Source organism: Pseudomonas sp. TMW22089 (assembly GCF_022496645.1).
Classification (GTDB): domain Bacteria; phylum Pseudomonadota; class Gammaproteobacteria; order Pseudomonadales; family Pseudomonadaceae; genus Aquipseudomonas; species Aquipseudomonas paraversuta.
In genome coordinates, this window is the sequence record NZ_SCFG01000027.1 from 1 (window position 1) to 17076 (window position 17076).

General features: G+C 57.1%; 17 protein-coding genes. 10 read left to right on the plus strand and 7 right to left on the minus strand.

The features are described from left to right. Positions 1 to 231 precede the first annotated feature (231 nt). The gene (gene queD / locus EQV90_RS18960) at positions 232 to 588 is read right to left on the minus strand and encodes a 6-carboxytetrahydropterin synthase QueD (protein ID WP_003441563.1); all 357 of its coding nucleotides are present in this window, start codon (positions 586 to 588) and stop codon (positions 232 to 234) included. Between the two features lie 209 nt (positions 589 to 797). Here queD and EQV90_RS18965 point away from each other — a divergent pair, with 209 nt between their 5' ends. Genes EQV90_RS18965 through EQV90_RS18975 form a run of 3 tightly spaced genes read left to right on the plus strand, consistent with a single transcriptional unit; the run spans position 798 to position 3096 of the window. Then, positions 798 to 1112: a PepSY domain-containing protein gene (locus tag EQV90_RS18965; RefSeq protein ID WP_010656478.1), complete on the plus strand. Its 315-nt coding sequence runs from the start codon at positions 798 to 800 to the stop codon at positions 1110 to 1112. After that, the gene (locus EQV90_RS18970; RefSeq protein ID WP_003441568.1) at positions 1112 to 1780 is read left to right on the plus strand and encodes a response regulator transcription factor; all 669 of its coding nucleotides are present in this window, start codon (positions 1112 to 1114) and stop codon (positions 1778 to 1780) included. Before EQV90_RS18965 ends, EQV90_RS18970 begins: the two co-directional genes overlap by 1 nt. Next, on the plus strand, positions 1777 to 3096 hold the full coding sequence (locus EQV90_RS18975) for an ATP-binding protein (RefSeq protein ID WP_240878543.1): 1320 nt from the start codon (positions 1777 to 1779) through the stop codon (positions 3094 to 3096). Before EQV90_RS18970 ends, EQV90_RS18975 begins: the two co-directional genes overlap by 4 nt. Positions 3097 to 3141: 45 nt before the next feature. Here EQV90_RS18975 and EQV90_RS18980 read toward each other — a convergent pair whose 3' ends face one another. Then, positions 3142 to 5289: a methyl-accepting chemotaxis protein gene (locus tag EQV90_RS18980; protein WP_010656476.1), complete on the minus strand. Its 2148-nt coding sequence runs from the start codon at positions 5287 to 5289 to the stop codon at positions 3142 to 3144. Between the two features lie 313 nt (positions 5290 to 5602). Here EQV90_RS18980 and EQV90_RS18985 point away from each other — a divergent pair, with 313 nt between their 5' ends. Then, positions 5603 to 6922 carry a Na+/H+ antiporter NhaC family protein gene (locus tag EQV90_RS18985; RefSeq protein WP_003441573.1) on the plus strand — a complete coding sequence of 440 codons (1320 nt, stop codon included), beginning with the start codon at positions 5603 to 5605 and terminating at the stop codon, positions 6920 to 6922. 15 nt (positions 6923 to 6937) lie between these two features. On the opposite strand, the gene EQV90_RS18990 is transcribed toward EQV90_RS18985, so the two are convergent. After that, entirely contained in the window at positions 6938 to 7798 is an 861-nt protein-coding gene (locus EQV90_RS18990; protein WP_240878544.1) for a pirin family protein, read from the minus strand. 72 nt (positions 7799 to 7870) lie between these two features. Then, complete coding sequence (locus EQV90_RS18995; protein ID WP_003441577.1) at positions 7871 to 8287, minus strand: OsmC family protein; 417 nt, start codon at positions 8285 to 8287, stop codon at positions 7871 to 7873. Between the two features lie 185 nt (positions 8288 to 8472). On the opposite strand from EQV90_RS18995, the gene EQV90_RS19000 reads away from it, so the two are divergent. Continuing rightward, positions 8473 to 9429: an amidohydrolase family protein gene (locus EQV90_RS19000; RefSeq protein ID WP_165439789.1), complete on the plus strand. Its 957-nt coding sequence runs from the start codon at positions 8473 to 8475 to the stop codon at positions 9427 to 9429. Between the two features lie 116 nt (positions 9430 to 9545). Here the strand turns inward: EQV90_RS19000 and fabB are convergent, their stop codons facing one another. The 3 genes from fabB to EQV90_RS19015 form a co-directional block, all read right to left on the minus strand. Beyond that, positions 9546 to 10766, minus strand: coding sequence for a beta-ketoacyl-ACP synthase I (fabB, locus tag EQV90_RS19005; protein WP_003441586.1), 1221 nt, complete (start codon positions 10764 to 10766; stop codon positions 9546 to 9548). 11 nt (positions 10767 to 10777) lie between these two features. After that, the gene (fabA, locus tag EQV90_RS19010; RefSeq protein WP_003441588.1) at positions 10778 to 11293 is read right to left on the minus strand and encodes a 3-hydroxyacyl-[acyl-carrier-protein] dehydratase FabA; all 516 of its coding nucleotides are present in this window, start codon (positions 11291 to 11293) and stop codon (positions 10778 to 10780) included. A 358-nt stretch (positions 11294 to 11651) separates the two neighbouring features. Then, the gene (locus tag EQV90_RS19015; protein ID WP_010656472.1) at positions 11652 to 13550 is read right to left on the minus strand and encodes a response regulator; all 1899 of its coding nucleotides are present in this window, start codon (positions 13548 to 13550) and stop codon (positions 11652 to 11654) included. A gap of 265 nt (positions 13551 to 13815) precedes the next feature. Between EQV90_RS19015 and EQV90_RS19020 the strand changes: the two genes are divergently transcribed. The 5 genes from EQV90_RS19020 to EQV90_RS19040 all read left to right on the plus strand — a co-directional run bounded on the left by EQV90_RS19020 (position 13816) and on the right by EQV90_RS19040 (position 17075). After that, a complete protein-coding gene (locus tag EQV90_RS19020; RefSeq protein WP_003441594.1) occupies positions 13816 to 14841 on the plus strand; it encodes an NAD(P)H-dependent glycerol-3-phosphate dehydrogenase in 1026 nt (341 codons plus the stop codon). An 18-nt stretch (positions 14842 to 14859) separates the two neighbouring features. Continuing rightward, positions 14860 to 15192, plus strand: a complete 333-nt coding sequence (locus EQV90_RS19025) for a DUF4389 domain-containing protein (RefSeq protein WP_003441597.1) — start codon at positions 14860 to 14862, stop codon at positions 15190 to 15192. Then, positions 15189 to 15638 carry a phosphohistidine phosphatase SixA gene (gene sixA, locus EQV90_RS19030; protein WP_003441601.1) on the plus strand — a complete coding sequence of 150 codons (450 nt, stop codon included), beginning with the start codon at positions 15189 to 15191 and terminating at the stop codon, positions 15636 to 15638. The genes EQV90_RS19025 and sixA overlap by 4 nt, the downstream gene beginning before the upstream one ends. Positions 15639 to 15715: 77 nt before the next feature. Then, positions 15716 to 16159 carry a hotdog fold thioesterase gene (locus EQV90_RS19035; RefSeq protein WP_003441605.1) on the plus strand — a complete coding sequence of 148 codons (444 nt, stop codon included), beginning with the start codon at positions 15716 to 15718 and terminating at the stop codon, positions 16157 to 16159. Between the two features lie 112 nt (positions 16160 to 16271). Further along, positions 16272 to 17075, plus strand: a complete 804-nt coding sequence (locus EQV90_RS19040; protein ID WP_127196210.1) for an alpha/beta hydrolase — start codon at positions 16272 to 16274, stop codon at positions 17073 to 17075. The last annotated feature ends 1 nt before the right edge of the window (position 17076 follow it).

Sequence of the window (17076 nt, forward strand, 5' to 3'; positions counted from 1 at the left end):
GTGAAACGATGCATCGCCGATGGTAGTGTGGGGTTTCCCCATGTGAGAGTAGGTCATCGTCAAGATTAAATTCCAAACCCCCTGTCTGCTCACGCAGACAGGGGGTTTGTTTTTGTGCCGAGAAAAGCCTGTTTCGACAGTGCTACAGGGATTTTTCCCGGGTCAGTGCAGTCCGCCAAATTTCAAATATAAAAAAACCACCAATAAAGGTGGTTTTTTTATGCGAACTTTTTAGTCACCGTAATAAATACAGCCACTGGTGCAGGTTTCATGGATTCGAATCGCTGACAGTTCAGGAAGCAAAGGTTTCAGCTGTTGCCAGATCCATTTGGCTAATACTTCACTGGTCGGGTTTTCCAGACCGGGAATATCATTCAAATAGTTATGATCAAGTTGCTCATAAAGCGGCTTGAAAATAGCCTTGATTTCCGAGAAATCGCGAATCCAGCCTGTTGCGGGGTCAATATCACCGCTCAAGTGAATTGCAACCTTGAACGAGTGGCCATGTAAACGACCGCATTTATGCCCTTGCGGAACGAAAGGCAGGCGGTGCGCAGATTCGAAGGTAAACTCTTTGAAAATTTCCACAGTGTTTATAGCTCTTGAAAAGGTGGCTATCGCCTGGGCGATGAATGCAGGCCGCCAGTTTAACAGTTAACTCGACATGAGCGAGTATAGCGCTCTGCCACCTATCCAGCGGAGTGAGCAATTCAGCTTCAGTTAAGCCTGCAACGCTATGGTTTACGCATTTGTAGCGGGAAAACACACATACACCGGAGAGGCCGTTGAGGCTAGCGATGAGAGCACATGTGCGAGTGGGCACGGTTGTAGCGTTGATGCTTGGTGCGTTTTGTTCTTTGACCCTGGCGCGGGATTTGGGGCAGGACGAAGCATTACGTTTACGTGAGCAAGGTAAAATACTGCCTCTGGAGCAGCTCCTGCAAAGCGCTCTCCAGCGCCATCCAGGGGCAAAGCTGCTGGAGGTAGAGCTGGAAGAGGATGACGGCATTTATATTTATGAGGTCGAATTGTTAACGCCAAGTGGCGTCGTGCGAGAGATCAAGCTCAATGCCAGTAATGGCCAATTGCTCAAAGATAAGGTCGATGATTAATGCGTTTGTTGCTGGTTGAAGATCACGTTCCTTTGGCCGATGAACTGATGGCCTCCTTGACTCGCCAGGGTTATGCGGTCGATTGGCTGGCCGACGGTCGTGATGCTTTGCATCAGGGGCAGAGCGAGCCATATGACCTGATCATTCTCGATCTGGGTCTACCTGGGCTACCAGGTCTGGATGTGCTTAAACAATGGCGTGCCACAGGGCTGACAACACCGGTACTGATTTTGACCGCCCGCAGTTCCTGGTCGGAGCGCATTGATGGCCTGAAGGCCGGTGCCGATGATTATGTAACCAAGCCTTTTCATCCAGAAGAGCTGCAACTGCGGGTGCAGGCGTTATTACGGCGATCCCATGGCCAGTCGAATCAACCGCTATTGAAATCCGCGGGACTGCAACTCGATGAGTCGCGCCAATGTGTCATCAATGAGGGGGCTGAAATACAGCTCACCGCCGCCGAGTTTCGTCTTTTGCGTTACTTCATGCTGCATCCTCAACAGATTCTGTCCAAAAGCCACCTGGCTGAGCACCTCTATGATGGCGAGACCGAGCGCGACTCCAATGTGCTGGAGGTTCATGTGAACCATCTGCGCCGAAAACTGGGCCGTACAGTGATCGAAACTCGTCGCGGGCAGGGCTACATCTTTGGTACCGGCATCCAGTGAAGTCCATTCAGCAGCGTTTGAGCCTGGGTCTGATCAGTGTCCTGTTGATTGCCGGTCTGGTGGTCGGTCAGGTCAGTCTCTGGCTATTTGAAAATGGTCTTCAGCGCTATCTGGAGTCGGGGCTACAGAACGAGAGCGAGAACCTGTTGCTTGCCTTGAGCCGGGGCCCCCAGGGTTTGCAGCTGGATGAGCGCAGATTATCCCCGGCTTACCATCGACCTTTCTCCGGGCATTACTTCAGCATCCAGTTTGGTGACATCCATTGGCGCTCGCGCTCACTCTGGGATGCTCAATTGCCGCGACCCAGTCATCCGGGCCTGGACAGCAAGTTGCAAGAGGGGCCCGAAGGGCAGATGTTGCTGGTCTTGCGCAGTGACTATCAGCGTTTTGGCCACGCGGTTTCCATCAGTGTGGCCCAGGACTACACACCCATACGCGAAAGCTTCATGCAGGTTCAGCGCATAGGGTTGGCCATTGGCGTGTTCGCCCTGATCGTTATTTTGCTGCTGCAACGGCTCACGGTTAATCGGGCTTTGCGTCCCCTTGAAACGGCCCGCAAGCAGATCGCACAGTTACAGGCCGGACAACGTTCGAAACTCGACGCCCAGGTGCCCCTTGAGCTTGAGCCTTTAGTCACTCAGATAAACCACCTGTTGGCCCACACTGAAGACAATCTGAAGCGTTCACGTAATGCCTTGGGCAACCTGGGGCACGCGTTAAAAACTCCGTTGGCAGTATTAATCAGCCTGGCCAAGGACAGCCGGCTGGATGCTTATCCCCAGATACAGAAAACTCTGCGCGATCAGTTAGAACAGATGCAGCAACGTATGAGTCGGGAGCTTAATCGTGCCCGTCTGGCAGGCGATGCCTTGCCGGGCGCTCAATTCGATGTCGACGCCGAAATGCCGGGGTTGATGGCGACCCTTGGCATGATTCACGGCGGGCATTTGGAGTTAAGGCTAAACACCAGTCCAGGACTGCACATGCCTTGGGACCGTGAAGACATGCTCGAATTGCTCGGCAATCTATTGGACAACGCCTGCAAATGGGCGGATTCGCAAGTAGAACTGAATATCCGCCAGACCGCGGGCGGGTATGAGATTGAAGTCCAGGACGATGGGCCGGGCATACCCGAGACAGAGCGCGACCAGGTTATCAGCCGTGGAACACGGCTGGACGAGCAAACCAGTGGCCATGGATTGGGCCTGGGCATTGTGCGAGATATCGTGGATGTCTGGGGTGGGGAAATGCAGCTTGAAACGGGGGCGCTGGGCGGCTTGTCGGTGATGATCAGGCTACCCGCCCGCAGGAGCTGAAAATGACGGCGGCCCCGGGGCCGCCGTCAATCATGCCACTTCAGGTCAGACGCGGAACTGATCCATCAACTTTTGCTGCTGGTTGGCCAGTGAGTTCAGCGACTGGCTGACCCGTGCCGACTCATTGGCCTGTCCGGACAATGATTCCGTGACATCGCGGATGGTGGCCACATTGCTGTTGATCTCTTCAGCCACTGCACTCTGCTCTTCGGCGGCACTGGCAATCTGCAAGTTCATGTCGGTAATCACGCTCACGGCATCACCGATTTGCTGCAATGCCGTTACTGCCTGACCGACCTGCTCGACACTGCCCTGGGCCTGGCGATGGCTGTTGCCCATGGACGTCACTACATCCTTGGTGCCGATTTGCAGTTGTTCAATCACCTGTCGGGTTTCTTCCACCGACTCCTGGGTTCGTCGCGCCAAATTGCGCACTTCGTCAGCCACCACGGCAAAACCGCGCCCGGCTTCGCCTGCTCGGGCCGCCTCGATCGCAGCATTGAGGGCGAGTAAATTAGTCTGCTCGGCAATCGCGCGAATCACTTCCAGTACAGAACCGATTTTTTCGCTATTGGCCGCCAACCCTTCGACCTGGGTCATGGCTACGCTCATGTCGGCAGCCAGGTGGTCGATGCTGGACGTTGTACGGTCAATGATGGTCAGCCCCTGGCGTGTCGCCTGGTCGGCATCGCGCGCTGCCTGAGCAGCCTGCGCGGCACTGCGTGCGACATCTTGCGCCGTAGCGCTCATTTCATGGGAGGCAGTGGCAGCCTGATCGACCTGGCGGTACTGCTGCTCCATGCCGGCACTGGTCTGGGTGGCAATGGCCGCCGATTGATCGGCCGTATTGCGGGCATCCTGAACCGAGTGTTTCACCTCGGCGATGATCGGCTGCAGCTTGTCGAGGAAGCGGTTGAACCAGCCTGCCAGCTGGCCCAGTTCGTCCTGCTTGTCGTAGGCCAGGCGTCGGGTCAGATCGCCTTCGCCGCTGGCAATGTCCTCAAGCATGCGCGCTACCCCCAGAATCGGTCGCGTCACACTGCGGGCCATCAGCCATACCAGCAGCAGGCCGATGATTGCTGCCAGAGAGCCCAGGCACAGCTCAATCAGGGTGCCTGCCTTATTGCGCTCGTCCAGTTCTGCTTGCAGCGCCTGGGCCGGCCCGACCAGTACCTTTTCCGGCACATCGAGTAACACCCCCCACGGCTTGCTGCCCGGGATCGGCAGGAACGGGGTCAGGATTTTCAACCGCTGGTGACCATGAATGCTCTGGGGCTGACCGCCGCTGGCCATCAGTTGACTCAACCGGGCACCATCGTCAGCGTCAATCTGATCCAGACGTTGGCCAAGCTTGCTCGCGTCGCTGCTAAAACCGGCCAATATGCCTGCCGAGCTGACAATGCTGACGCTGGTCTGCCCGTCGTAAAGCTTCTGGCTGGCAAGCTGGCTCATGGTTTGCAGGCTGTTGAGGTTGATATCAACCGAGAGCGAGGCGATGACCTTGCCCTTGACCATCAGCGGAAAAACGATGCTGGTCAATAAAACGTTTTGCCCATCGATCGCGTAAAAGTAAGGTTCGATAATGCACGGCTGGAGCGTCGTACGCGGGCAGGTAAACCATGAATTATTCGCCTGGCCGCTGGGCCCGGTACTGGTATCGGTCATGTCGGTTTCAGGCAGTGCCATCGACGTCAGCTTGCCCGGCGTCGGTTGTGACCAGTAAAGGGCAAAACGGCCCTTGTCGTTGCTGCCCAGCTCTGATTGATGGTCGAACAGCTGGTCCTTGCCGTCCAGCGCATTGGCTTCAAACACCAGGGACAAGCCAAGCAAGTCGGGATTGGCCTGCAGGGCCGCTTTCACCTGTCGGGTCAGATCTTCACGCAGATCGAAAGCATCCAGAAAGCGCTTTTCCGATTGCTCACGTAAAAACAGGACTTGTCGTGCAAACCCGTTGCCGTATTGATAAGCATCCATAAATTGGCGACTGATGGCCAACGCCTGGGCTTCGCCCTGGGCCTCAATACGGGCCTGTGCGGACTCATTGAGCATCTGCGTGCTTGAGGCCTCCACCAGATCGGCCGTGTAATCCATGCGGTAGAGGGAAAGTCCCACCAGAAGAGCGACGATACCCAGCAGGCAGAGTCCGGCGAGGAGGGTGATTTTCCATTGGATGGAAAGCTGTCTGAGCGACATGGAGACATCCTGAATAGAGGCTTTGTCTGTTAGCGGCCAGCCGATAGTTTTCTTTATGGGGAAATCTGTATTTAGAGGTTACGTTTTCAAATTTTAAAAAGATTAAACCCTGTCAGAATTAAGGGTATCCCCGTTCAGGCGATGATCCCCGCAGGCCTTTGGCGTGTGCTTTGACAAGGCGTCAATGCTGCTGCAAAGTGTGCGCCCCCAAATAAGCACTCCCTTTCAGACCGGCGACTGGAACAGCAGCCTTTTGCCCGAAATTTTCCGCTTTACGGTGTTTTATCGTAGTGCGCGCTAAGAGGTTGTAATGATGAATGCAGTAATTGCCGCGGTCGGCATCATGTTGGTGCTCAGTCTGTCCCGTGTGCATGTGGTGATCGCCCTGATCACGGGTGCCGTCGTCGGCGGCCTTGTGGGCGGGCTGGGCATCGAAGCAACGCTCGATGCGTTCAACAGCGGCTTGGGTGGCGGCGCGCAGGTCGCCTTGTCCTATGCAATGCTGGGTGCCTTCGCGGTGGCGATCGCCAAGTCCGGCCTGGCCCATGCACTGGCCGACAAGGCCCTGATCATGGTCAATAGACAACAGGCTGTCGGCGGCAATCGCCTCAAGTGGCTACTGATCGGTTTGTTGCTGGTGGTCGCAATCTCTTCGCAGAACATCCTGCCGATTCATATCGCCTTCATTCCCTTGCTGGTACCGCCCCTGTTGTACGTGCTCACCAAGTTGAAAATTGACCGGCGCCTGATCGCCTGTGTCATGACCTTTGGCTTGATTACGCCATACATATTTTTACCGGTGGGCTTCGGCAACATCTTTCTCAACCAGATTTTGCTCGCCAACGTCAGCAAGAGCGGGGTGGATGTCAGCCAGGTCAATGTCACCCACGCAATGGCGATCCCGGCGCTAGGCATGTTGTTCGGGTTATTGGTGGCTGTATTCATCAGTTACCGCAAAAAGCGTGAATATGATTTGGCCAAGATTGAGCAGGTCGAGCAAGTGGCTATCAGCTACAACCCGCGAACCCTGCTGGTGGCCGGAGTTGCCATCGCTGCCGCGTTTATCATTCAGCTGTGGCTGGGCTCCATGATCATCGGAGCACTGGCAGGCTTTCTGATTTTCTCGGCGTCGGGGATTGTGCGCTGGCGTGAGACCGATGACCTGTTCACCGAAGGCATGAAAATGATGGCCATGATTGGCTTCATCCTGATTGCCGCATCGGGTTTTGCCGAGGTGATGAAAGCCACCGGCGAAGTGAAATCCCTGGTTGAGGCGTCTGCAGGCATGATCAACCACAGTAAGGGTGTCGGGGCATTGCTGATGTTGCTGGTCGGGTTGCTGGTGACCATGGGCATTGGCTCGTCGTTTTCGACAGTACCGATTCTGGCGGCGATTTTTGTGCCGTTGTGTGTGCAGCTGGGTTTCAGTCCGATGGCCATCGTTTGCATCGTCGGTACCGCCGGAGCCCTGGGTGATGCCGGTTCGCCGGCTTCGGACTCAACCCTGGGTCCGACTTCCGGTTTGAACGTGGACGGCCAGCATCACCATATCTGGGATACCGTGGTGCCCACCTTCCTGCATTACAACCTGCCATTGCTGGCGTTTGGCTGGGTTGCAGCAATGGTGTTGTAAGGGCACGGCGGCTGTTCAGGGCAGTTCGATACGACCGCTTTCTCCGGCAACGGTCGGCCAGTCTCCGGCAGCCCAGCGCGCTCGGGCCTGCTCGATAAGCACTGGATCACTGGCAACAAAATTCCAGTTCATGCGCCGGGGGCCATCCAGCGGCGCGCCACCTATCAACACCGCGTGGCAGTGGCTGTCGGCGCACAAGGTCAGTTCCTCTGCGGCGGGCAACAGCACCAGGCTGCGTGGCTCAATGGCCTGGCCTTGTAGCTGCGCTTGCCCTTCCAGCACATACAGCGCGCGCTCCTGGTGTTCTGCCGGGATAAGCAGCGTGGTGGCTGTTTGCATATGTATTTCGGCATACAGGGTCGGTGACAGCACGGGCACCGGTGAGGCCAGACAGAACCCGGTACCTGCCAGCATGCGAATCCTTACCCCGAGGCTATCGCTGACTGGCAAGCTGTCCGCCAGGTGATGGCTGTAGTGCCCCGGACCTTGCTCCCGGGTTTTGGGGGATGCCAGCCACACTTGCAGGCCATGCAGGGTTGATCCCCGGGCGAGCAGCTGGGCAGGCGTGCGTTCGATGTGGGCAATGGCTGCGCCGGCGGTCATCCAGCTGACTTCACCGGGGCCTACCTGCTGGTCAGAGCCCAGGCTGTCCTTGTGCTGCAACTGTCCTTCGAACAGATAGGTCAGGGTAGACAGACCAATGTGCGGATGCTGCCTGATATCCATCCCGTGGCCGGGCGGATAGTCGGTACGCAGCATGTGATCGAAGAACACGAAAGGGCCGACACTGCGACATTTCGCTGACGGCAGGGGGCGCAGGATGGGTTGCCCTTCGACATCCTCGGCGCGGGGGCGAATCACGGTCAGTTCATGCATGGTGCGGTCCCGGCAATGGAGAAGCGTTGAGCATAACCCAACGCTGTCATGTGCCCCCGTACTCCCGAGACGTTACTGGCTGAAAGCACCTTCAGACAAGTGAGTCTCGATGGTGACGTCTGCAGTAGTCATCAGCTTGTGGATCGGGCACTTGTCGGCCACCCGGTGCAGCTCCTGGCGCTGGGCGTCGGTGAGTACGCCCTTGAGCGTCAGTTTGACGTGCAGTGCGTATTTGCCGAGCTGCTCTTCGCTGGCGTCGTGTTTGATCTCGACCGTGACGCCAGTCAGCGGAATATCTTTCTTTTGCGCATAGAGCTTGAGCGTCAGCGCCTTGCAGGCACCGAGGGCGGCATCGAAATAATCATGGGGCGAGGGCGCTGAACTTTCGCCGCCCATTGCTTTGGGCAAATCGGTGAACACTTCGTGATCGTCGATTTTAATGCTGTGACGAAAGCCTTCGTGGGACTCGGTATTAACGGTAACAGTCATGGCAAACCTCAGATTGGCAGTGATAAAGGTCCTGATCTTTATAGAACATGCCGGGCGTTATGCGTTCACTTTGATCACAGGCTGAACCCTTGAACAGGCGGGCGGGTCTATTGGAGTCAACAGAGAGGAGATTCAGGTTGCGAATAAGACACTACGTTGTGGCCTGGGCCCTTGCGGCGACCAGCATGTGGGTGCAGGCCCGCGACTATGCCTACAGCGATGCACATTTACATTACGTCGATTTCTTCCAGGAAACCGCCGGAATGGACGCATTGCTTCAGGAAATGGCCAGCAATCGAATCGACCACGTGATGATTTCCGGAATCCCCGTGGCCAAAAAATGGCATGAAGACGAACCCAAGCGCCCGCGTTACTACGCTGGCGATGACGCTGATGCCTATTGGTATAGCGCGACCGATGTGTGGGTGGCTGCAGCCGTCAACAAGCTGACAGCAGCACAGCGTGAGCACTTTCATCCGTTCCTGTCCGGTTTTAATCCCAATGACAAAAATTCTGCCGAGCACATTCAGCGCATGCTCGACCTCAACCCCGGTTTGTGGCAAGGCATTGGCGAGGTTTTCACCCGCCATGACGACCTGACGGCGCTCATCTCCGGGGACACACCGCGGGCCAATAACGAGGCCATGTCCAAGGTCTACAAATTGGCAGGGGAGCAGGATCTGCCAGTTCTGTTGCACTCCAACATCACTTCGAAACGGGAAAGGAACCCGCTGTATCTGGCCGAAATTGAAGAGCCGCTGGCGCAGTTCCCGGATACCCGGTTTATTTGGGCCCATGCAGGCAGCAGCGTCGAAATCCATAGGCATCAGACCCGGATGCCCTTTCTGTTACCCGAACTGACACGACTTCTGGCCCAGCATCGCAATCTCTACGTGGACCTGTCCTGGAGCATGCTCACGCCGTATCTGCTGGATGAGCAGGGCAAGGCCAGGCCTGAGTGGGTCGCGCTTGTAGAGCGCTTCCCGGAGCGTTTTATGCTGGGATCCGATGTGGTGGGGCGTTTCGACAAAGTGGGGCAAGAGTTACGCAGTTTTGATCCGTTTCTGGATGCCTTGCCTGAAAGCGTTGCGCGCAAGGTGGCCAGGGATAATTTCCTGTCGGTGTTGCCGAAAAAGCGCTAGGGACTGCTGGCGTTTGCTTGTAAGTCAGTGTCGCCGGAGCAACTTTCGCCAGATTCTTCCGGACAAAAAAATGCCCCGAACCGGTCGGGGCATTTTTCATTTCGCGAGCGGAAGGCTTATTTGCCAGTCCAGCGCTTCAGAACCAGAGTGGCGTTAGTGCCACCGAAGCCGAAGCTGTTGCTCATCACGTTGTTCAGCGTGACGTCTTCGCGGGTCTTGGTCAGGATCGGCATGTCGGCGACAACCGGGTCCAGCTCTTCGATGTTGGCAGAGCCGGCAATGAAGTTGCCTTCCATCATCAGCAGGCAGTAGATCGCTTCGTGAACGCCTGCGGCGCCCAGGGAGTGACCCGACAGGCTTTTGGTGGAGCTGATGGCTGGAGCCTTGTCGCCGAACACCGCACGAACACCTTCCATTTCCTTGGCGTCGCCTACCGGAGTAGAGGTGCCATGGGTGTTGAGGTAGTCGATTGGGCCGTCAACGGTAGCCATTGCCATCTGCATGCAGCGGATGGCGCCTTCGCCGCTTGGGGCAACCATGTCATAGCCGTCGGACGTCGCGCCGTAGCCGACGATTTCGGCGTAGATCTTGGCGCCACGGGCCAGGGCGTGTTCCAGCTCTTCAACCACAACCATGCCGCCGCCGCCCGCAATGACAAAACCGTCACGGTTCTTGTCGTAGGCGCGAGATGCTTTCTCTGGCGTGTCGTTGTATTGAGTGGACAAGGCGCCCATGGCGTCGAACAGGAACGACTGGCTCCAATGTTCTTCTTCACCGCCGCCAGCAAATACGATGTCCTGCTTGCCCAGCTGGATCTGCTCTACTGCGGTACCGATGCAGTGGGCACTGGTGGCGCAGGCAGAGGAGATCGAGTAGTTCACGCCCTTGATCTTGAACGGGGTGGCCAGGCAGGCGGAAACGGTGCTGCCCATGGTCCGCGTAACGCGGTAAGGACCTACACGCTTGACGCCTTTTTCGCGCAGGATGTCCAGCGCTTCCATCTGGTTCAAGGTCGACGCGCCGCCGGAGCCGGCGATCAGGCCGGTACGCGGGTTGGAGACTTGCTCCTCGGTCAGGCCGGAATCGGTGATGGCGTCTTTCATGGCCAGGTAGGCGTAAGCCGCCGCGTGGCCGACGAAGCGATAGATCTTGCGATCGATCAGCTCTTCAAGAGGCAGGTCGATGGAGCCGGAAACCTGGCTACGCAGACCCATTTCGGCATATTCCGGGTTGAATCGGATGCCAGGGCGACTTGCACGCAGGTTAGCGGAGACGGTCTCTTTGTCATTGCCCAAGCACGAAACGATGCCCAGACCAGTGATAACGACGCGGCGCATGCGGATAACCCTTAGAAGTTTTCAGTGGAAGTAAAAACGCCGACCCGAAGGCCTTCGGCGGTGTAAATCTCGCGACCGTCGACGCTGACGGAACCATCGGCAATTGCCAGGTTCAGCTTGCCGCGAAGGACACGTTTGATCTGAATGTTGTAAGTGATCTTCTTGGCGGTCGGCAAGACCTGACCGAAGAACTTCACTTCGCCCGAACCCAGGGCACGGCCGCGGCCCGGCAAGCCTTGCCAGCCCAGGAAAAAGCCAACCAGCTGCCACATGGCGTCGAGGCCCAGGCAGCCCGGCATCACCGGATCACCTTCGAAGTGACAGGCAAAGAACCACAGGTCAGGGGTGATATCCAGCTCGGCGACCAATTCACCTTTGCCGTACTTGCCACCCTCTTCGCTGATATGGGTGATGCGATCCACCATCAGCATGTTCGGGGCGGGCAGTTGCGCGTTACCTGGGCCGAATAGCTCGCCGCGGCTACAGCGCAGCAAATCTTCCCGAGTAAAGGCGTTTTGTTTGGTCATGCGAGCTCCTCAATAATCCCATGCGGCAGGGTGGGGCAAATCTTCCCGACCAACCGGAACGTTCGCGTTCCAGTTCGCCAGCCTACACATAGACTATTGCGTTGTAGTGAAAGTCACAGCGCAAAGGGCAAGAATGTACACTTGTGCACTGAAAATTTAAATCAGGCCGGTTCAGGGGCCCATTCGGGTGTCTAAGACTGCCGCACTTTTGCCTTTAACGCCAGTCGCAGGTGGTTCTACAAGCCCTGTTCAGGTTTCGTCGGGCCGGGATGTTGCCGTGGCCAGAGTGCTTTGGTCACTGCGCAGGGGCTGCGGACAGCGCCGTCCCCGGGAAACCGGAACAGCCCCTGATTACAGGTTACTGCACCCAGCGCTGCAGAATTTGCTCTAGGTCAGTGCGTTTGAATGGTTTGGCGAGGTAATCGTTCATTCCCGCTTGCAGGCAATTTTCCCTGTCCCCCTGCAGGGCGTTGGCTGTCAGGGCAATGATGGGCACCGTGGTGCAGCCTGATAACTGGCGGATTTGCCGGGTAGCTTCATAGCCGTCAATGATCGGTAGCCGGCAGTCCATCAAAATGGCCGCGTAGTTCTCGGTGTTGGCATGGTGAATCGCCTGTGCACCGTCACTGACTACGCTCACCTCATACCCCAGGTTCCTCAACACGGCCTCAATGACTGTCTGATTGACCCGGTTATCTTCCACCAGCAGGATTTTACGGCCCTTGGTACGCATCGGTTCAGTCGCCAACTCCGGTTGGTGCTGCTGGGGAACGGGATGGTGCAGTTCCAGCGGGATCTCCAGGGTAAATACCGAGCCGAGGGATTCTTCGCTCTTGGCATGCAGCGTGCCGCCCATGCGTTCAGCCAGCGTGCGGGCAATGGGCAACCCCAGTCCGGTGCCGCCATAACGACGTGAAATCGAGCTGTCGGCTTGCTGGAAGGCATTAAACATCGAGTCCAGCTTGTCGCTGCTGATCCCGATACCGCTGTCGCGTACGGTGCAGGTGAACCAGATAAGTTCATGGTCCAGGGGCTGCCAGAGCGGCTCGATGCTGACTTGCCCATACTCGGTAAACTTCAAGGCGTTGCCAATCAAGTTGACCAGAATCTGCCGGATGCGGGTCGGATCGCCGAGTACATGCAAGTCCTGCAAGCCATCAGGGATCGATAGCTGCAACAGCAACCCGCGCTGTCCGGCATTGTGCTGAAAAGCCTGGGCGCAGTTGCTGACCAGTTCGGCCAGATTGAAGGGGATGCGTTCGAGGTCAAGAATCGAGCGCTCAATTCTCGAGAAGTCGAGGATGTCGTTGATCACCTTGAGCAAGTGCTCGGTAGACTCCGAGGCCAGAGCCGCATACTCGATCTGCTCCGGCGTCATCTCAGTGGTTTCCAGTAATTGCAGCATCCCCAGTACGCCATTCATCGGGGTGCGTAGCTCGTGGCTCATCATCGCCAGGAAATCTGTTTTTGCGCGGTTGGCCCGTTCAGCCTCTTCACGTGTCTGAATCAGTTGCGCGATGGTTGCTTCCTGCTCGCGACTGGCTTTTTCAAGGCCATCGGCAAGGTTATTGATATGCCGGGCCAGACTGCCCAGTTCGCTGTCGTCGACCACAGGCAAATGCATTTTGTAATCGCCTTGCTGAATGGCTTTGACGGCATTGCTCATATCGATGATGGGTCTGGACAGGTTGGTTGCAAGGCGACGGGCAAGCAGGTAGGTAAAACCCAGTGCAAACAGCGCCAGGATCAATGCCTTGAGCAGGATTTCTTGCTGGCGCTTGTCGAATGCCTCATTGGAAATGCCGACCAGTACCCGGCCCGGATAGCCTTCCCTCGGCAGCGTTGCCTGGAGGTCGCGGGTGACCAGGTAATCACCGGAGCCGTTTCCCTGCATGCGAACCGGTGCCTGGAATATCTCGGCATGTGATTCCCGGTCCGCACCGGAAGCCGGTTGCTCGGCATGAAACAGCATGTTGTTGGCAGGGTCCTGCACTTGTACAAATTGCACATGTGGCGTGTTCAGCGAGGCCTTTGCCTGGCTGTTCAGCATCTCGGTATTGCCGGATAAAATCCCGTACTCCGAGGCGGGCGCCAGCTGGTTGGCAATCAACTGGCCGGTGTGATTCAGCTCCTGGCGCAAGTCCTGGATACGAATAAAGGTAAAAAGACTGATTAACAGCAACGTCAGGAGCAACGCTGGGCCCAGGCTCATCATTTGCGTGCGGGTATGTATGTTCCAGCGACTGCGAACGCTCATGGGGGCGGTGCTCCATCAGTCTTGCCCTTGGTACTGGAGGTATAGCCCATGTGTAATGCCATCCCTGACTTGAGGTCGCCATTCTTGTGCGCAGCAATGTTGCCTTGGAGTGTGAACCGCAAGGCGGCATGGTAACTGAGCTGTTTCGCTTTTCCAGTCGCCGCCGACTCTTTTCCATGCAATCAATCGTTCAAGGTCTCGCCTTGAGGGATGTGCTCCGTATAATGCCGGTATTGCCACTGCTATATAGATGACGGGATTGCATATGACTGAACAGCACGCTATTGCGGTCTTGGGAGGCGGGAGTTTTGGCACCGCCGTGGCCAACTTGCTGGCAGAAAACGGTCATCCAGTGCGCCAGTGGATGCGGGACCCGGAGCAAGCCGAGGCGATTCGCCTGAATCGCGAGAACCCTCGCTACCTTAAGGGCATCAAGATTCACCCCCTGGTTGAACCGGTCACCGACCTGCAGGCAACGCTTGAAGCCTGTGAACTGTGCTTTGTGGCATTGCCCTCCAGCGCCTTGCGCAATGTGTTGGCAGAGCATGCCGAACGCCTGAGCGGCAAAATGCTGGTCAGCCTGACCAAAGGCATTGAAGCTCACAGTTTCAAGCTGATGAGCGAGATTCTTGAGGAAATCGCTCCGCAAGCCAGAATCGGCGTGCTGTCCGGCCCCAATCTGGCCCGTGAAGTTGCCGAACATGCATTGACGGCCACAGTGGTCGCCAGTGCCGACGAAGAGCTCTGCGCTCGGGTACAAGCGGCTTTGCACGGCCGCACATTTCGGGTCTATGCCAGTGCTGACCGGTTCGGCGTGGAGTTGGGCGGGGCGTTGAAAAACGTGTACGCAATCATTGCCGGCATGGCCGTGGCACTGGAAATGGGTGAAAACACCAAGAGCATGCTGATTACCCGTGCCCTGGCAGAAATGACCCGTTTTGCAGTCAGTCAGGGCGCAAACCCCATGACTTTTCTCGGACTGGCCGGGGTAGGTGATTTGATCGTCACTTGCTCATCGCCCAAAAGCCGCAACTATCAGGTCGGGTTTGCCCTGGGCCAGGGTTTGAGTCTGGAAGAGGCCGTTACCCGCCTGGGCGAAGTGGCAGAAGGCGTGAATACGCTCAAGGTGCTCAAGGTCAAGGCCCAGGAGTTGAATGTTTATATGCCATTGGTCGCAGGCTTGCATGCAATCCTGTTTGAGGGCCGCACCCTCAATCAGGTAATTGAGCTGCTGATGCGCGCCGAGCCTAAAACCGATGTCGACTTTATCTCCACCAGTGGTTTCAACTGAGCCCGACAGGAGCAGCATATGAACGATACAAAAAATGCACCCAAGTACGAGTCCATTGTGTTGCGCGTGTTCTGGATGCTGGTCTTTCTTCTGGTCTGGCAGGTCGCGCAACTGGTGCTTGGCGGGCTGGTGCTGGTGCAACTGATTTACCGTCTGGTTTACGGTGCACCTAACGCCGGGCTGATGAACTTTGGCGATAGCCTGAGCCTTTACCTCGCACAAATCGGGCGCTTCGGCAGCTTTCACACCGAGCAAAAGCCCTGGCCGTTTGCCGATTGGCCCGCCCCGCGTGCGCCAGAAGGCGAGGCTCCGTACGTGGCGCCCACTGGCGGCGCAGAGACCAAGCCATGAAAATCTGGATCTTGCGCCATGGTGAGGCCCAGCCCCACGCAAGACGTGATGCCGAGCGCGAGCTGACCGTAAAAGGGCGTGAACAGGTTTTGCACAGTGCTGCCCGGTTGCTTGATCAGCCACTGGACAGCATTTTGGCAAGCCCGTACGTTCGGGCTCAGCAAACCGCTGAGCTGGTACGCAATGCCCTGGGTTTCGCCCCGGAACTCATCAGCGTGCCGTGGCTGACTCCCGATAGCGATCCACGGCAGGCCCTGAGCCAGCTTCCCGATAGCGGCAATGTGCTGCTGGTTACCCATCAGCCTTTTGTGGGTGACCTGATCAGCCTGTTAATGCATGGCCATATGCGCCAGCCGCAGCCAATGCACACGGCCAGCCTGGCGGAACTTGAGGGTGAGTGGCCGCTGGCGGGCAGCATGACGTTGTGCAACCTGTGGCATCCCTGAGTACAAAACAAAAAACCTGCATGGGGCTGCGCTGTGGCAAGCCGGCCAGCCATGCTCTCTGACCCAAGGAATGAACCATGATCTCGTGGACCACCACGCCGGACCTTGCAAAGCTCAACTCTCTGCGCAAAAACACTATTTGCGACGTGCTGGACATTACGTTCGACGCCTTCGACGATGAGTCGATCACGGCCAGCATGGCGGTGGATCACCGTACCCATCAACCTTTCGGCTTGTTGCATGGTGGCGCCTCGGTAGTGCTGGCCGAGACGGTGGGGTCAATGGCCAGTTTCTTGTGTGTCGACACCTCAAAGTTTTATTGCGTCGGTCTTGAGGTCAACGCCAACCACTTGCGTGGTGTACGCAGCGGGCGTGTGACTGCGGTGGCTCGCCCGGTTCATATGGGCCGTACCACCCATGTGTGGGATATCCGCCTGACGGACGACAGCGGCAAGTTCAGCTGCATCTCCCGCCTGACCATCGCGGTAGTGCCCTTGGGTGAAGCGCCGCCCGTGCGCTGATCAAATGCTCAGATAATGGCCGTAGTGGCGTCACTCATGGCGCATACGGTCATTGATATGAGTATTTTTCCTGCAGACAATAAGCTGGACTCTCTACTTATGGACGCCTTGTATGTCTAGGCAGATTTTTTTCGCCCATGCCAACGGCTTCCCTTCTGCTACCTATGGCAAGTTGTTCGATGCTCTGACCCCGGACTTCAACGTGGCATGCCTGCCACAGCACGGGCATGACCCGCGTTTTCCGGTGGATGACAACTGGCACAACCTGGTCGATGAGCTGATCTTCCACCTGCAGCAGCAAGCCGGACCGGTACTGGGCGTTGGCCACTCTTTGGGCGGGATGTTGCACCTGCATGCGGCAATCCGTTGTCCGCATTTATACAAAGGCGTGGTCATGCTTGATTCGCCGGTGCTGACGCTTACCGACCGGTGGGTGATTCGCGCCGCCAAGCGTTTTGGCTTGATTGATCGCCTGACTCCGGCTGGACGTACTTTGGGCCGGCGTGAAGAGTTCGCCGATCGCGAGACCGCCCGTGCCTACTTTGCGGGCAAGTCGCTGTTTCGCAGTTTTGATCCTGACTGTTTCGAAGCGTACCTGGAGCACGGTTTGCAGGCCGTCGACGATCGCTTGCGCCTGAGCTTCGACCCGGCGACCGAGATTAATATTTACCGGGGCGTCCCCCACACCAGCCCCGGGCGCGCCTTCCAGTTGCAAGTGCCGCTGACGGTCGTGCGTGGGCGCGACAGCCGGGTAGTCATGAGCCATCATGCCAAGGCCGTGGCGCGCATGCCCAACGGTGAGTCACTGAGCGTACCGGGCGGGCACATGTTCCCGCTGGAGCAGCCGCAAGACACCGCTGTATTGCTCAAACAGATTTTTGCCCGCTGGGAGCCCGGGGCTGTTGCAGTTTCGTAGT

What these genes read in the sequence shown, in the direction of transcription:
- EQV90_RS19020 (WP_003441594.1), top strand. Translation starts at nt 13,816, where the DNA reads ATGACTGAACAGCACGCTATTGCGGTCTTGGGAGGCGGGAGTTTTGGC.
- EQV90_RS19035 (WP_003441605.1), top strand. Translation starts at nt 15,716, where the DNA reads ATGATCTCGTGGACCACCACGCCGGACCTTGCAAAGCTCAACTCTCTG.
- fabB (WP_003441586.1), bottom strand. Translation starts at nt 10,766, where the DNA reads ATGCGCCGCGTCGTTATCACTGGTCTGGGCATCGTTTCGTGCTTGGGC.
- EQV90_RS18980 (WP_010656476.1), bottom strand. Translation starts at nt 5,289, where the DNA reads ATGTCGCTCAGACAGCTTTCCATCCAATGGAAAATCACCCTCCTCGCC.
- EQV90_RS18985 (WP_003441573.1), top strand. Translation starts at nt 5,603, where the DNA reads ATGAATGCAGTAATTGCCGCGGTCGGCATCATGTTGGTGCTCAGTCTG.
- fabA (WP_003441588.1), bottom strand. Translation starts at nt 11,293, where the DNA reads ATGACCAAACAAAACGCCTTTACTCGGGAAGATTTGCTGCGCTGTAGC.
- EQV90_RS18965 (WP_010656478.1), top strand. Translation starts at nt 798, where the DNA reads ATGAGAGCACATGTGCGAGTGGGCACGGTTGTAGCGTTGATGCTTGGT.
- EQV90_RS19025 (WP_003441597.1), top strand. Translation starts at nt 14,860, where the DNA reads ATGAACGATACAAAAAATGCACCCAAGTACGAGTCCATTGTGTTGCGC.
- EQV90_RS18970 (WP_003441568.1), top strand. Translation starts at nt 1,112, where the DNA reads ATGCGTTTGTTGCTGGTTGAAGATCACGTTCCTTTGGCCGATGAACTG.
- EQV90_RS18990 (WP_240878544.1), bottom strand. Translation starts at nt 7,798, where the DNA reads ATGCATGAACTGACCGTGATTCGCCCCCGCGCCGAGGATGTCGAAGGG.
- EQV90_RS19015 (WP_010656472.1), bottom strand. Translation starts at nt 13,550, where the DNA reads ATGAGCGTTCGCAGTCGCTGGAACATACATACCCGCACGCAAATGATG.
- EQV90_RS19040 (WP_127196210.1), top strand. Translation starts at nt 16,272, where the DNA reads ATGTCTAGGCAGATTTTTTTCGCCCATGCCAACGGCTTCCCTTCTGCT.
- sixA (WP_003441601.1), top strand. Translation starts at nt 15,189, where the DNA reads ATGAAAATCTGGATCTTGCGCCATGGTGAGGCCCAGCCCCACGCAAGA.
- EQV90_RS18995 (WP_003441577.1), bottom strand. Translation starts at nt 8,287, where the DNA reads ATGACTGTTACCGTTAATACCGAGTCCCACGAAGGCTTTCGTCACAGC.
- EQV90_RS19000 (WP_165439789.1), top strand. Translation starts at nt 8,473, where the DNA reads ATGTGGGTGCAGGCCCGCGACTATGCCTACAGCGATGCACATTTACAT.